At 50.9% G+C, this 12,959-nt stretch carries 24 protein-coding genes; 13 read left to right on the top strand and 11 right to left on the bottom strand.

Features of this window, described 5'->3' with window-relative positions; genetic code table 11:
• Positions 1-37: 37 nt before the first annotated feature.
• The 11 genes from OGW44_RS14470 to OGW44_RS14420 form a co-directional block, all read right to left on the bottom strand.
• Positions 38-661, bottom strand: coding sequence for a lambda exonuclease family protein (locus tag OGW44_RS14470; RefSeq protein ID WP_069219605.1), 624 nt, complete (start codon positions 659-661; stop codon positions 38-40).
• Entirely contained in the window at positions 658-1,404 is a 747-nt protein-coding gene (bet, locus tag OGW44_RS14465; protein ID WP_069219606.1) for a phage recombination protein Bet, read from the bottom strand. Before bet ends, OGW44_RS14470 begins: the two co-directional genes overlap by 4 nt.
• A gap of 18 nt (positions 1,405-1,422) precedes the next feature.
• A complete protein-coding gene (gene gamL / locus OGW44_RS14460) occupies positions 1,423-1,707 on the bottom strand; it encodes a host nuclease inhibitor GamL (RefSeq protein WP_069219607.1) in 285 nt (94 codons plus the stop codon).
• A gap of 7 nt (positions 1,708-1,714) precedes the next feature.
• A complete protein-coding gene (locus tag OGW44_RS14455; RefSeq protein ID WP_185655150.1) occupies positions 1,715-2,686 on the bottom strand; it encodes a hypothetical protein in 972 nt (323 codons plus the stop codon).
• A 71-nt stretch (positions 2,687-2,757) separates the two neighbouring features.
• A complete protein-coding gene (locus OGW44_RS14450; protein ID WP_137397858.1) occupies positions 2,758-2,967 on the bottom strand; it encodes a cell division protein FtsZ in 210 nt (69 codons plus the stop codon).
• Positions 2,964-3,122, bottom strand: a complete 159-nt coding sequence (locus tag OGW44_RS14445; RefSeq protein WP_185655151.1) for a hypothetical protein — start codon at positions 3,120-3,122, stop codon at positions 2,964-2,966. Before OGW44_RS14445 ends, OGW44_RS14450 begins: the two co-directional genes overlap by 4 nt.
• Complete coding sequence (locus OGW44_RS14440; RefSeq protein WP_185655152.1) at positions 3,119-3,385, bottom strand: hypothetical protein; 267 nt, start codon at positions 3,383-3,385, stop codon at positions 3,119-3,121. Before OGW44_RS14440 ends, OGW44_RS14445 begins: the two co-directional genes overlap by 4 nt.
• 145 nt (positions 3,386-3,530) lie before the next feature.
• A complete protein-coding gene (locus tag OGW44_RS14435; protein ID WP_185655153.1) occupies positions 3,531-3,815 on the bottom strand; it encodes a hypothetical protein in 285 nt (94 codons plus the stop codon).
• Between the two features lie 43 nt (positions 3,816-3,858).
• Entirely contained in the window at positions 3,859-4,119 is a 261-nt protein-coding gene (locus OGW44_RS14430; RefSeq protein ID WP_286454207.1) for a hypothetical protein, read from the bottom strand.
• Between the two features lie 20 nt (positions 4,120-4,139).
• On the bottom strand, positions 4,140-4,370 hold the full coding sequence (locus OGW44_RS14425) for a transcriptional antitermination N peptide (RefSeq protein ID WP_133085963.1): 231 nt from the start codon (positions 4,368-4,370) through the stop codon (positions 4,140-4,142).
• A 354-nt stretch (positions 4,371-4,724) separates the two neighbouring features.
• Positions 4,725-5,450 (bottom strand): XRE family transcriptional regulator, encoded by a 726-nt coding sequence (locus tag OGW44_RS14420; protein ID WP_286454253.1) that lies wholly within the window; start codon positions 5,448-5,450, stop codon positions 4,725-4,727.
• Positions 5,451-5,556: 106 nt separating this feature from the next.
• Here OGW44_RS14420 and OGW44_RS14415 point away from each other — a divergent pair, with 106 nt between their 5' ends.
• The 13 genes from OGW44_RS14415 (at position 5,557) to OGW44_RS14355 (ending at position 12,953) form a co-directional block, all read left to right on the top strand.
• The gene (locus tag OGW44_RS14415; protein ID WP_048280695.1) at positions 5,557-5,784 is read left to right on the top strand and encodes a transcriptional regulator; all 228 of its coding nucleotides are present in this window, start codon (positions 5,557-5,559) and stop codon (positions 5,782-5,784) included.
• 107 nt (positions 5,785-5,891) lie between these two features.
• Positions 5,892-6,206 (top strand): CII family transcriptional regulator, encoded by a 315-nt coding sequence (locus tag OGW44_RS14410; protein ID WP_286454203.1) that lies wholly within the window; start codon positions 5,892-5,894, stop codon positions 6,204-6,206.
• Between the two features lie 25 nt (positions 6,207-6,231).
• Complete coding sequence (locus OGW44_RS14405; protein ID WP_196615259.1) at positions 6,232-6,375, top strand: DUF2740 family protein; 144 nt, start codon at positions 6,232-6,234, stop codon at positions 6,373-6,375.
• The gene (locus OGW44_RS14400; protein WP_286454201.1) at positions 6,368-7,270 is read left to right on the top strand and encodes a DNA replication protein; all 903 of its coding nucleotides are present in this window, start codon (positions 6,368-6,370) and stop codon (positions 7,268-7,270) included. Before OGW44_RS14405 ends, OGW44_RS14400 begins: the two co-directional genes overlap by 8 nt.
• Positions 7,260-8,693 (top strand): DnaB-like helicase C-terminal domain-containing protein, encoded by a 1,434-nt coding sequence (locus tag OGW44_RS14395; protein WP_286454200.1) that lies wholly within the window; start codon positions 7,260-7,262, stop codon positions 8,691-8,693. The genes OGW44_RS14400 and OGW44_RS14395 overlap by 11 nt, the downstream gene beginning before the upstream one ends.
• The gene (locus tag OGW44_RS14390) at positions 8,693-8,995 is read left to right on the top strand and encodes a hypothetical protein (RefSeq protein WP_286454199.1); all 303 of its coding nucleotides are present in this window, start codon (positions 8,693-8,695) and stop codon (positions 8,993-8,995) included. Before OGW44_RS14395 ends, OGW44_RS14390 begins: the two co-directional genes overlap by 1 nt.
• 337 nt (positions 8,996-9,332) lie before the next feature.
• The gene (locus OGW44_RS14385; protein ID WP_286454198.1) at positions 9,333-9,830 is read left to right on the top strand and encodes a hypothetical protein; all 498 of its coding nucleotides are present in this window, start codon (positions 9,333-9,335) and stop codon (positions 9,828-9,830) included.
• Positions 9,827-10,318: a hypothetical protein gene (locus OGW44_RS14380; protein ID WP_286454197.1), complete on the top strand. Its 492-nt coding sequence runs from the start codon at positions 9,827-9,829 to the stop codon at positions 10,316-10,318. The genes OGW44_RS14385 and OGW44_RS14380 overlap by 4 nt, the downstream gene beginning before the upstream one ends.
• Positions 10,315-10,986 carry an ead/Ea22-like family protein gene (locus tag OGW44_RS14375; protein WP_286454195.1) on the top strand — a complete coding sequence of 224 codons (672 nt, stop codon included), beginning with the start codon at positions 10,315-10,317 and terminating at the stop codon, positions 10,984-10,986. Before OGW44_RS14380 ends, OGW44_RS14375 begins: the two co-directional genes overlap by 4 nt.
• A 1-nt stretch (position 10,987) precedes the next feature.
• Positions 10,988-11,359, top strand: a complete 372-nt coding sequence (locus OGW44_RS14370) for an HNH endonuclease (protein ID WP_286454194.1) — start codon at positions 10,988-10,990, stop codon at positions 11,357-11,359.
• Positions 11,356-12,003: a DUF551 domain-containing protein gene (locus OGW44_RS14365; protein ID WP_286454193.1), complete on the top strand. Its 648-nt coding sequence runs from the start codon at positions 11,356-11,358 to the stop codon at positions 12,001-12,003. Before OGW44_RS14370 ends, OGW44_RS14365 begins: the two co-directional genes overlap by 4 nt.
• Positions 11,996-12,292, top strand: coding sequence for an ASCH domain-containing protein (locus OGW44_RS14360; RefSeq protein WP_181533257.1), 297 nt, complete (start codon positions 11,996-11,998; stop codon positions 12,290-12,292). Before OGW44_RS14365 ends, OGW44_RS14360 begins: the two co-directional genes overlap by 8 nt.
• 205 nt (positions 12,293-12,497) lie before the next feature.
• Positions 12,498-12,953 carry a YbcN family protein gene (locus OGW44_RS14355; protein ID WP_286454191.1) on the top strand — a complete coding sequence of 152 codons (456 nt, stop codon included), beginning with the start codon at positions 12,498-12,500 and terminating at the stop codon, positions 12,951-12,953.
• The last annotated feature ends 6 nt before the right edge of the window (positions 12,954-12,959 follow it).

The following is a 12,959-nucleotide window of genomic DNA, read 5'->3' as shown; positions in this document are numbered from 1 at the left end:
AGGAACAGGTTTTCCCACGGTTGCCATGCGACGCTGCTCATGCCGCTTTACCATGGCATTTTATTTTCTGGATCTCAGATTCCAGATCCGCAAGAAAGCTCTTAACTTCAGATTCGATTTCTCGCGCAAGTTCTTCATCGAAATTAATACGCTTCTTGAAATACGCGAGATCAGGCGGCAAGCGATCATCGAAACTAACGAAATCACACCATTTCCGCCCGGTGCACATCATCTGTGCATGCATTTGCAGCATGTACTGGCGCTTTGGCTCACCTGTTTTCAGCGTTTCAAGATGGGTCCAAGTGTTGGGGCATTTGATTTCGATAAGCCCGTCGTCGTTAACAAGTCCGTCCGGGCTGGCTGCGAATCCATAGATGGCTGGGTGATCGATGAGTCCAACTTCAGTGATTTCAGCATCGAACTCATTTAGCGCATACATCTCACGGGCTACTGGCTCCAGTTCGGTACCTCGCATCATCGCGGCATTCGAAAACCCTTCCTCCATCTTCCCGGTCAGCCGTTGGCAAATCAGATCTGCCATGTAGTTCTGGCGGCTGGCGGAGTAGCCAGACTTAGTACGGGCCATGACATCAGCCAGGCGACTGGCTGTGACCTTGCCGCAGCGCGCAGCAAACCATTCAGGGGTGCGTTGTTCCATCATTCAGCCTCCATCTCTGCGACATTGACAGGTTCGGCACTGTCGACTGCAAGACTCATGTCATACATGCGGCGCTTCTCAACTGCGCCGATCACCTGTTTCTCTTCTCCGCTTAACGCCACCCAGAACTCCTGATACTTGACGGTACCAAGACGCGCGGCAGACTCACCTTTTGCGATTAGTTCCGGGCGACGGCTATCTGATTCATGGCCCACGTGAACCTCTGCCGTTGTTCCTTCAATAACTCTCTCTGCCTCGTCCTGATCGAAGATGCCAGCGAAACCAAAGGCCAGGCGCGCGCACTGGATAAGCGTCTTGTGGCGAAGCATGCGGGTAGGGTGGGACTGCCAGGGTTGAGTATTACGTTTACATTCGCCCATGTACTCGGTGACGATGGTCGGGTGCTTACGGTCTTTGCGGTAAATCTTGCAGGTGCATGCGCCTTCTTCTTTGTCGTAAGAGAATTCCATGCCGTCAAACTGCGGGTGCTCGTTGATAATACGCGCCCATCCATCGACGCCGACTACCGGGACAATCCCGCCTTTATCGGGGAAGGCGTAAATCTCTTTGGTCCATGGGTTCAGACCGTACTGGTTGGCGACGATCAGCAGGGCTGTAAACTGTTCGTCCGTTACGTTGCCACCTTTAAACGCTGTATTCTTCAGCGTATTCATCAGGTCTGTACCGGCATCCATTCCGAGGCGTGCTGCCAGTTTCCCGGCCATGGTGGAAAGTGCAGTGCTCATTGTTAATCCCCTCAAAAATTAAAACGGGCAGCCGGTACGGTGTTCCCAGTCGTGCTCCGCCTGGGCGTAAGCAACTGCCGAAATGAAATCGTTGTAGACCTCGCCAGCTTTATCGCTGCGAAGTCCTTCGTATGGGCTGGAATCAATCGGGACCGTGAAGTGGAAGAGGCCGGACGGCTCTTTTGGCATCATGTCAATGATTTGCTGCGCCCGGTCGTCGATCCACTTCTCTTTCTCTTCGGTGAGTTTCTGCTCAACCCATCGCCGATCTTCGATGCGGTCGTAAGTGAGGAATGCGTTCATGATTGCCTCAGTAATGGATTTTCGCGCAAGGGATCAGGTCATCTTTCAGAGCGGTAAGCACTTCGATAGCCTGTTCGCGGGTTAAGCTGGTGTGGCTGGTGAGCGCGTTAACGATGTTGGTGCCGACCGTCTTGCGGTGCTTCACGTCAGCTTCACGCTTTGCCTTCTCATCAGCGATGCGCTTCTCTTCGGCCTGGCGGGCTTCTTCTGCCTGTTTTGCTTTGAGGCGTTCAGCTTCAACTGCCGCGGCCTTTTCACGTTCCGCCCTGGCTTCTGTTTCCTGCTTCTCCCGCGCCGCCCGCTGCTCCGCTTCAATGCGCTGGCGTTCCGCAGCTTCAGCACGTGCTTTTTCTTCAGCTTCGCGGCGTGCCGCAGCTTCAATCTCTGCTTTGTGCTTCGCTTCGGCATCGCGGCGGGCCTGTTCTGCCGCTTCCTGCTTCAGTCGCTCGTCACGCTCACGTTGAGCCTGTTCCGCCAGTCTGCGCTGCTCTTCGCGGTCACGGTCAAACTTGTCATTCATCAGCAGAGCCATTTCGTGGTCTGCTTCGATTTTCGCGGCTCGCTGGCGGTCAAACTCTTCGTTCATTTCCAGCGCTTCGGCGTGCAGCGCGTTCATGGCTTCTTCTGACTTAATGCGTTCCTGTTCTGCTTCCCATTCGGTTAGTGGACGACGGGTCGCGTCGCGCAGCTCGTCACAGGCATCAACGAACCGCTTAATCTCGGCCTCAGCAGGGCGCACAGCCTCTTTCAGACGCTTCAGGTACTCGCGCCCCGGCTTTTCGATTGCCGTCTTGCTGCGTGATACCGACGCCGCCAGAGATGCCACGCGGTCACGACCTTTCTTCGTGCTCAGATCCGGTACTTCGTTAACAGCCTGGCGGATCTGCTCAAGGTAAGCATCAAGGCCGCCCGCTACGTAAAGCACTGGAGCCTGCTCTGGCTTGATTTCGATGACAGTTAAATCCGTTACTTCACTCATGGTCTCTCCTGAAATTTGGTTGTGCGCTTCCCGTCTGCGATAGCTGGACGAGTAGGGGGATGTGTTTGGAATTAGTGTTGGATAGGGTTTCCGTGACCGTCTAGAAGTACGTCAATCACGCAGTCAGTGAGCCGGATAATCTCTGCATCTGTGTGCAGGTACACCCATTTTCGCTCCTGGATGACTGCTGATACGCGATAAGTTCGGCCCTCATGCAATGCCATCATTCCAGGCATCACGCACTGGCGAATCATTGGTGTCGTTCCGTAGTGTGAAATCATGATTTACCCTCCACCTGCTGCAATAACCCGGCAATGCGCATCTGCCAGCGGTTCATTGTGATTTTCTCGCGAGGTTTATCGACTGATGAGAGTTGCCACTCGTTGTCGTTGAGTTTTGATGCGTGGTACTGCTTGCCGTTGTGGGTGACTGTCATGATTCAGCCTCCAGATGACCTTTCCTGCGAAGCCACTCAATTACTTCATCAGCGTCAAGGCGCTCCAGAATGTCTCTGGTATGCCCAGCTTCCTCTGCCGAATCTATGTAGTCATCAAGCTCAATGCTTTCGAAAACCGTCTTATCACCAATAGCTTCGAGAAGTTCATGTACGTCAACTGAGTCAATCTCGACGTTAACCACGTCCCACTTGCTACCGCTTATCGTGGCGCTTTTACATTTAAATTCGATATCAATTGTCATAATCATCTCCGCGCTTAAGCCGCGCCGCTGAGCTAAAGACCTCTGCATGCAATTTTCATCGCTGCAAGAAATTAAGCGGTGGATAGCCGCCATTCATAACTGAGCGTCCTCTGAGAAGCCGCTGAGGTATGAAAAAAGCCGCTTGTTAGGCGGCTCTGAGTTTTTTGACAAAATTCATACAGGCGGTGGGACTGCAAGTCTTCCATGTTGTTTTATGCTGCATCCTCCTGCTTGGCGGGTAATAAGCCACAGTTCCATTCGGTGTCCTGAATATCAGAGTGTTTTCGCCTTCCTCAAACTCAACCCCATTGCGCTGAAAGAACGATTTCATCCCATCGTGAGCAGAGTTTCTCGCAATCCTTCTCCGCTCTTTTAGCTCTGGCTTCATGTCGCGCCAAAACTCTCCCATCGTGTAATCATCGTCTTCCATCGCCTTACCCTCTGTTTGTATCGTGAGCTAATAAAAAGGCCGCCTAAGCGACCTGTGAATAATCTGATGGAGATAAGCTATCTTTGCTTACCATCTCGTAACGCTTGCCGAGAAAGTCCGAGCGCTCTTCAATGGAAAGCTCCCAAACCGGAATGAGTATTTTCTGGCAGAACAGACCGGTATCCATCGCATCCTGAGCTTTAGCAAAATACATAAAGCTACCAGCCAACTCATTTTTTACCCGCGATACCTGATCTGCTGTGCGGTAGCAGACCTTATAATTTGGAGCCAGAACCTTTCCCATTGCCTCACCTCATAAGTTAATTAACGCGCCGTAACCGATTTGCTGCTGCGATGACCCGCGGCGTAAAGCGCCACATCTGGCAAGCATGCAGATCCGCCTGTGTTGCTGTCACGAAGACTACCGAGCGAAGTGGCGCGGTCTACTCGTGACGGACATCCGCTAAGAATTTCACCAATGCGATTAGCGAAGTGTTTCTCAGCTGCTTTCTTTGCATTGAACGCCGCAAGGCGACGCGCCTGATTTCTGTTCATGATGGTTCCCCTTGTGAGTTCTTTGGTGGTGTGGCGGTCGATGCTTATCTTCGACTTGTCTCGCTGGACTGCACTTCACCACACCCCGAAGAACTCTCTCCGGCCTCAGATTCTGAGGACTAAATTGTTAATGAGCAGCCTGACTTCCTGTCTGGCGCGGCGGGTAACTCTTGTTGCCGCATCGATGTTTCGTTTCGATGGGGTAACTATAAAACTATGGTTGTATCGCTGTCAACAACTAGGGTTGTAATATTTTGTGGGTTGGTTGTTTTGTGGTTGTAATTTAAAGGAAAATAATTTTATTGAGGTAATAAAAAAGCCCCATGAAGGGGCTTTAGAATGGGGAAATATCAGTTACCAGAGTGTAGACGACCAGAATACGCGACCTATTATTTCCACGCTTGCTATCTCAGCTTCCTCGTCAGGCCACTCAGCAGAGTTATAACTACGAATAGTTAATGTCTCTGGTCCGGTTCTGTAGAGAAGTTTCAGGCGCTTCCAGCCGCCCTGGTTAATTGCATACAGCTTCCCATCGACAATCTTTTTGTCGTTGCAGTTTACAGCTACTGTTGTTCCTTCTGGGATCACCGGCTCCATGCTATTCCCATGAGCAGGAAAGCAGAGAACGCCAGATCCATCAGAATTGATGCCTTTGCGTCTTAATGTTGACTTAGAAAAACGAAGCATAAATCCGTTGTAGTCCTCATCAGATAAGCTTCCGTCACCACACGCAAATTCAATATCTTTGAGGAATGGCACTTCCACTTCATCACGGCTAAGAGGGGTTTCATTGTCCCATGGATCAACGGGCTTCCAATCCATTTCTGGAGGGATATCTGAATCAGGATGATGTGGCGTACTTCCATCGCCCTTCATCGGCCCAACTTCCTCTGCGAGCCATTCAGGGCGCACACCTAAAGCTCGAGAGATCTCGATAATCTTAGTTGAGCTTTTGGCGTTCCCAGACGTTAGCTTTTGAATTGCGGCTTGGCTCACACCAGCCAACTTAGCCAGATTCATCTGAGTCATGCCAGCTTCGCGCATGGCAACTTTTAAGCGTTCTGCAAGTGTCATTTTCATGCCGTGAAAATACAACCTAGGTTTTGTTAGGTCAAACAACCAAAGTAGTTGCAAAATAACAACCAAGGTTTTATATTGTTTAACAGGATACAACGGAGGTGGTTTTATGAATCCTGTAATTAAAACCGCCATTGCCATTGTCGGCACGCAGAAGGAATTAGCCAAAGCGTGCGGAGTTAGTCAGGCAGCTGTTCAGAAATGGCTGCACGGCAAGGCAAAGGTGGCCCCACAAAATGTTGCATCCCTTGTTGATGCAACTGGAGGGAAGGTTAAGGCGTATCAAATTCGACCAGACCTTCCAGGCTTGTTCCCAAATCCGGAAAAAGCCGCTTAGTAATACCGCTCTTTAAAAATCAGCCCCTCAGAAGCTGAGGAAAACTACAAAAGCGCATCGCATGGTGCGCACCTATTTAACTATTTCAACACCAAGGAATTTAACAAATGGATGACTTAACAACACGCAACAAAACCAGCGCTCGCAACATTGAGAGTTGGATCTTAGACCGCATCGCCATTCTTGGCACAACACGTGTAGCTGAGCACATGGGCGTAAACAAATCATCGGTATCTCAGTGGAAGCAACACTACATACCGCGCATGGCTGCACTACTCGAATTCATCGGTTACTCGATTACTGACGACGACATTTCACGCGTGGTTGTGGGATTGGCTGACTTGCTGGAAGAGAGAATGTGCGGAAAGAAAAATCGCCCGGCGGCAACCGAGCGATCAGAACAGCTAACGATTGATTTTTAACGTCTCAATCAGGAGTTAATTATACATGAAACAGTTCAGTCCTGACCAGGATAAACCACACAAAAACATACTGCGTGATCGCTATCTTTCCAGCTTCAAACAGCCTGGTCGATTTCGGGCTGAATTGGAGAAGGTAAAGCAAATGCTGAAGGATAAAGGTCATGAGTAACGTATCCAACTTAGCCGAAGCCAGAGAGGCCAGAAGGCTCCAGCAGCCGCGTACACAAGGCGGTAAGGGGTTTGCCTTGCTGCACCGTAAAATCATGGATGTGCCGTTCTACAAAGACCCCGAGGCGGCCCATTTGTGGATTCATCTTCTTCTTCGCGCCAACCATGAGCAAACAGAAGTATCAACTGATGTAGGCAATGTTATTTGTGAGCGCGGAGAATTTATAACTGGAAGGAATTCACTTGCTTCTGAAACTGGATTGTCTGCTGATCGCGTCAAAGCGCTGCTCAGAAAGTTTCAGAATTTAGGCATGATAACCACCAAGTCAAACAACCGTTTTACTGTTTTGAGAGTGGTTAAATACGACGAATATCAGTCAAATTTTTGTCCAGCCAGTGTCCAGCCAGTGTCCAGCGCAAAGCCAGTAGCATCAACGCCTAGCGGCGATATATGTCCAGCCGATGTCCAGCCAGTGTCCACAGATAACAATATATTAAATAACTTACTACCTAACGGTAGTAAGTATGTCGCCCCCGCCAAGGAGAAAACTGATGAAAAGACAAACCGTCTTTCCTGTGAAGAAGTCTGGAACACCTTGCGGGAATGTGTACCGGATGCAAGAGGCTGGAATGCCATCACCCCTAAGCGCCGTCAGCTGATCCAGAAGTTCTGGAGAGAGGCAAAACCTATTGCTAAGCAATTTGGTGATGCTGAGCCATTCGGCATGACAGCATTCCGCCAGTATCTGAACTACCTGCATACATCCTGCAGGTGGATGTTCGAATCTCGACCTGACCAGAAGACTGGCAAAACCTGGCAGAAGCGTAATTACGAATTCATCCTGAACTCAGAGCTTTACGCACAGGTTCGAGAAGGAGATCGCGATGACCGCTGACCTAATGACAATTCCTCACAACCCAGAAGCCGAGCAAAGCGTTATCGGTGGACTGTTACTGGATGACGACAGTAGCGAGCGTGTCCAGAGAGTTCTTACAATGCTCAAGCCCGAGTCGTTTTACAACAGAGCTCACCAGATTCTCTTCGCTGAAATGCGTCAGATGTTCCGCGATAACAAGCCGGTAGATGGCCTGACAGTTTTCGATTCACTGGAAAGCAAGGGACTTACCGAGCAGGTAGGTGGTTTCGCTTACATCGCTCAGATCGCCAAGAACACACCAAGCGCCGCAAACATCGTTGCTTACGCCGCATCGGTTCGTGAATCAGCCATGGAGCGTTACGGCATCCAGCGCATGAACGAGGCTACAGAATTGCTCTACGCCAGAAACGGCATGAGCGCTACGGAGAAGTACGAAGCCATCCAGAGCATATTCACCCAACTGACTGACCATTCAAAGACCGGTAGTCGCAGAGGGCTTCGCTCATTTGGTGATGTCATGGAGGACTGGGTAACAGATCTGGAAAAACGCTTCGACCCATCCGGAGAGCAGCGCGGAATGAGTACCGGTATCCCATCACTCGATCGGATGCTTGCACCGAAAGGACTGGTTAAAGGTTCGCTATTCGTCATCGGTGCCCGTCCGAAGATGGGTAAGACGACGCTTTACGGTCAGATGGCTATCAACTGCGCCGTGAGAGAACGCAAGCCAGCCCTGATGTTCAGCCTTGAAATGCCAGGCGATCAGATTCTTGAAAAGCTTGTCGGTCAGAAGTCAGGGGTTAACCCGAGCATTTTCTATATGCCGGTAACCGACGATGCTGACGATCAATACCAGGGTGATTATGACGGTGATTTCAAGAAAGCCATGGCGACCGCCGGGAGACTAAGTGAAATCGACATGCTCTACATCGACGACACGCCCGGTTTATCACTGGCGCACATCGTTAGCGAAAGCCGCCGAATCAAGCGAGAGAAAGGCGTTGTCGGGATGATTCTTGTGGATTACCTGACGCTCATGACCGCCGAGAAAGCCGACCGTAACGACCTTGCATACGGGATGATCACCAAAGGCCTCAAGAACCTCGCCAAAGAGCTTGGCTGCGTCGTTGTGCTGCTAACTCAGCTGAACCGTGAACTCGAGAAGCGCGTCAACAAGCGGCCTTTACCAAGCGATTCCAGAGACACAGGCCAGATTGAGCAGGATTGTGATTACTGGGTAGGTATTCACCGAGAAGGCGCATTTGATGACAGCGTTCCGGCAGGTGAAACCGAGTTAATTCTGAGGCTAAACCGTCATGGAAATACCGGAACCGTCTACTGCAACCAATACAACGGCGCTATCTACGACACTGACCAGCAATCCGCAGCAGCAATGAGGCGCGGACGAGAAACCCAACCGAAAAAGAAAGGTGGCTTCTGATGGAAAAAGAATTACGCAACACCCGGGAAATCATCGAGCAAGAGTACGGAGAATTTCCTGAAACCATCCTCCACGCCGAACTATGCCGCGCATGTGCTCGTGTAGACGGTCGCAGCATCAAGAAATCACTCAAGGCCTTTGCTATGGCCCGTATCGAAAAGGTTGAGAGCAAGCCACTCAAAGGCGCACTGGAGCAGATGGCATCCAGCATGTTCCCAGAGACAGAGATAGCCCGTATACGCTCCTGCGTAGGTCGCATGGAGTCGGCACTGGTTAAGACATTCGGAGTGAAGAGAGCATGAGCTGCATTCGAATACCTAACGGAATTATCTGCACGTATCCAACTTACCGTTTGCGCCTTGAAGACGGAACCTGCGTTTTCATGTCATGGCATGGCTGCTGCGGACCAGAGTTTTATCGAGACAAAAATGAGCGTCGTTGGATTGATGAATGGTGGGAAAACCCACTCATTGTAAAAGCACTCGATTGGTTTACTGGCAGAGGAAATCGAGCATGACTGAAGCCTACATAGCAGAGCTATCTGCAAGCGTGGCCGTGATAGTCGGTCTTTTTTATGCAATACGCAAAAACATCGATTAACAGGCCTGCTTAGCGGGCCTTTTTTATGAGGGTAGGATTATGAGCGTTAAACGTTATTGGTCATACGCTGGCGGTGATTCCTCAATGCAGGAAACTGAAACTGGCAACTACGTAAAGTATGAAGACTACGCATCACTTGAAAGAAAAAACATTGAACTGGCAGTACAGCTCGCTAACTCCGAGAGTAAGTGCGGGGAGCTGTCTGTGGTAGTTGCTGAGAACGCGGCGCTGAAGACTGCGGCAAAAGAAACTCTGGCTCATTGGGCTGCTGCTGAAGCAGGGGAAATGGAGCTGATGATGGATAAGTGCATGCCAGCCTTGCGTGATGCCTACTGCGAAACCCCAGCGACCGACACTTTCCTGGCTGAAGTGCGGGCCCGTGAACTTGATAGCTTGGCTGGCGTGGCTGAAACAATGTTGGTCAAGCTCTCCAATCAGCGGTGTTCATCAGATATGCATGAAGTCGTTGGCTGGAAAATGGTTCTCCAGCAGGCCAGCAATCGCGCCGCCCAACTTCGCAAAGGAGCCGCGCTATGAGCACTGGAATTGAACTCATGCAGCATGCGCTGGGCATCAGTGAGCGTAATCGCACGCCATACCGTAATTATTTCCTCGCAGGCGAAGGGCATACGGATAACGAGAAGTGGGAAGAACTGGTATCTGATGGTTTAGCTACCTCCCGTCCCGCGCCTGATTTCGTAGGCGGCGGAACGCTTTATCACGTCACAGAAAAAGGTGAAGCAACGGCAATTTCTGCACTGCCAGAGCCAAAGAAACGTACTCGATACGAAGAATATCTTGATGCTGATAGCTGCCAGCCCTTCAGTGAATGGTTGTTGGGATATCGACTTCCTGAAGTCGAATACAGCCGTGATGGAAAATGCCGAATGTTTCGCTGCTCATACGACACGGCTTATGGCTACCCACGACGTGATATTGAAGGTGAGTGGTGCGACACCAAAAAAGCAGCGAAGGCCAGCTACAAAGAAGCGCTGCGCAAATCGAAACTGGAGGCAGCCCAATGACAGCACTCAACAAACAGGCGCTGCGTGAAGCGGCAGAGAATGCGACAGCAGGGCAATGGGTTGTTGAACTCGGCGATGAGGTTTACGCCGTTGATGGCGATGACAGCGAGCAAATCGCCATGGTGTTCAGTGACAACGGACGGAGTGATGCTGCATTCATAGCCGCAGCAAGTCCCGTAGCAGTGCTGTCTCTGCTGGATGAAAACCTCCAACTACAGCGCGACAAGGGTTCCCTTGAAGCAGTTGCGATTGCTATGCGTGACGATATGAGGGAAGCGCGTGAAAAGCTGGAAGCAGCAGAGAACAACCTCATTGATAGCGAATGTCATGCTGCTGAACTGGAAGAATCTCTACGTGATAAACAGGCGTTACTTGAGGCGCTGGATAACTCCCTCTGCGAACTCCTACCCGGTACTCAGTACATGGACCCTCCAGATGGTGGCAGCGTTACGCCGCTGGAGCAAGTGCGACGGATGGTTGATGACTATCGGGACAGGATTGCAGTGCTGTCTGCCAGTCATAGCAAGCTGAGAGATACGATGGCGGGCATACACAACACAATCCGAATGGATGGCGGCTATACGCCACTGGCAGCAATCCTTAACGCCGCTAAACGCGCACATGAAGAATCAGCCACCGCCGCTGGCATTGGCGTGAAGGGGGAGTGAGATGGCACTGACGAAAAAACAACGCGCAGAGCTACGCATGAAGTTTGGCGGACGATGCGCTTATTGCGGATGCGCACTTGGCGATAAGTGGCATGCTGACCATGTGAAGCCAGTGTTGCGCCACATGAATGGAAGCGGAATGATTCATGCGGAGAACGACACTGAAGAGAATATGGTTCCGGCGTGTCATCCATGCAATCTGCACAAGCACTGCAATAGCCTGGAGGACTATCGGAGAATTATCGGCGATGGTCGTCGCGAGTTCCTTGTATCCGGGAAAGGAAAAGCGCTGGTTCGTATGGGATTGGTTGAAATGAAATCTGACCCAGTGGTGTTCTGGTTTGAAAAATATCAAGAAGGGGCTACGGCATGACAACTAACCACCCGGCGAACGGTCCTGTATCACTCGATCGCCTGCACCAGATAAGCGAAATACTCAGCAAAGCAGCAGCACAAAGCGATGGCAGCAATCTCGGCTACGCAATGGCTGATGCTGTGAAGGTGATTGATGGGGCGATTGCAGCGAGGAATGTAGAGACTATCTATCAGGTAATGTATGGAGAGTGCTGGCGCGATATTACCGAGGAGCAATACCACGACCATGCTATTCACGAATCACCGATTCGTATTGTCTACACCGCCCCGCCAGCGCAGTTAGTGCCGGAAGAAGTTAGCTGGGAAGATGTCCCGGAGGAAATAACAGAAGACAACATGGAGGTTGCTCTGGCATGGGCTCATGGGTTCAACCACTGCCGCACCGCCATGCTTCAGGCTGGCAACTCTCCGGTAGCTCCGGATACATGGATTCCAGTAAGTGAGCGGATGCCTGAGCGAGATATTGACGTTCAGGTTTACTGCGCTGATAAGAAAGAGCAGATGGTTGGATACATGGAGCGCAATGAAGCAGATGGATGGTTTAGGTTTGCATCGCTTCCGAATGGTGGTGGCGTTTATTGCAAACCAACTCACTGGATGGAACTGCCAGCAGCACCGAAGCAGGAGGTGAATCATGGCTAACCTTCAACTGGCTGTTAACGGTGAATACTTCGACCAGATGAAGTCAGGCGAGAAGACGGAAGAGTATCGACTGGTTAATAAATACTGGTGTCGCAGGCTATCGCATGGTCACAACCAAAAGCTACCTCGACGATTTGATCGCCTTATTATCACCCGCGGATACCCAAAGCGTGATGATATGAGTAGGCGTATCGATGTCCCATATTCTGGATATGAAGTGAAGGTGATAACTCACCCTCACTTCGGGCCGGAGCCGGTTAAAGTGTTCGCTATCAAGGTGAATATTTAATACTGGCGCAACGTCAAGCAACATTACTCACCCTCAAAATTAGTGTTATAATTAGGTCGCAGTCGGATTGAGCACCCGGTTGTGACCTCTGCATCTGATTGGGAAATTAGATGCGAAACACAAAGAGTACGACCTACCTTATGCCGTCAGCGTTATCCAATGCTGAGGGTTTTCTGCATTCTGCGCAACCTCTCGGAGGTGGCGTATGAACCTGCAAAAAGACGGCATCAAGCTACATCGTGGCAATCTGAATGCTATCACCCAGCATCTGCGCCCACTCCTGAACGACGGGCAATGCTTCCGTCTTCAACTCAAGCCGTGGCGTGAAAAGCGCAGCCTTTCGCAAAATAGCCTTAGCCACGTTTGGTACGAGGAAATTAGTGCGTATCTGATCGCTTCCGGCCGCACCGACGCCACCAAGGAATGGGTAAAGCGCAACCTCAAAAAGACCTTTCTCGGGTACGAAGACGTTGAATACACCGACTTCACTACCGGAGAGAAAACGGTAGAGCGCCAGCTCCGCCACACCTCCGATCTTGATACTGGCGACATGCACCATTTCATGTGCCAGGTGGAGCGGTGGTGCGCGCAATTCGGCCTCGTCCTGACCATCCCTCAAAGCAGCGAGTTTCAGGTGCTGCGCGAAAAACAAGACCAGTAAGGAAAG

The sequence above is a fragment of the Citrobacter sp. Cb023 genome (genome assembly GCF_030336805.1).
GTDB lineage: Bacteria > Pseudomonadota > Gammaproteobacteria > Enterobacterales > Enterobacteriaceae > Citrobacter > Citrobacter braakii.
This window is presented reverse-complemented; position numbering and strand designations above follow the sequence as displayed.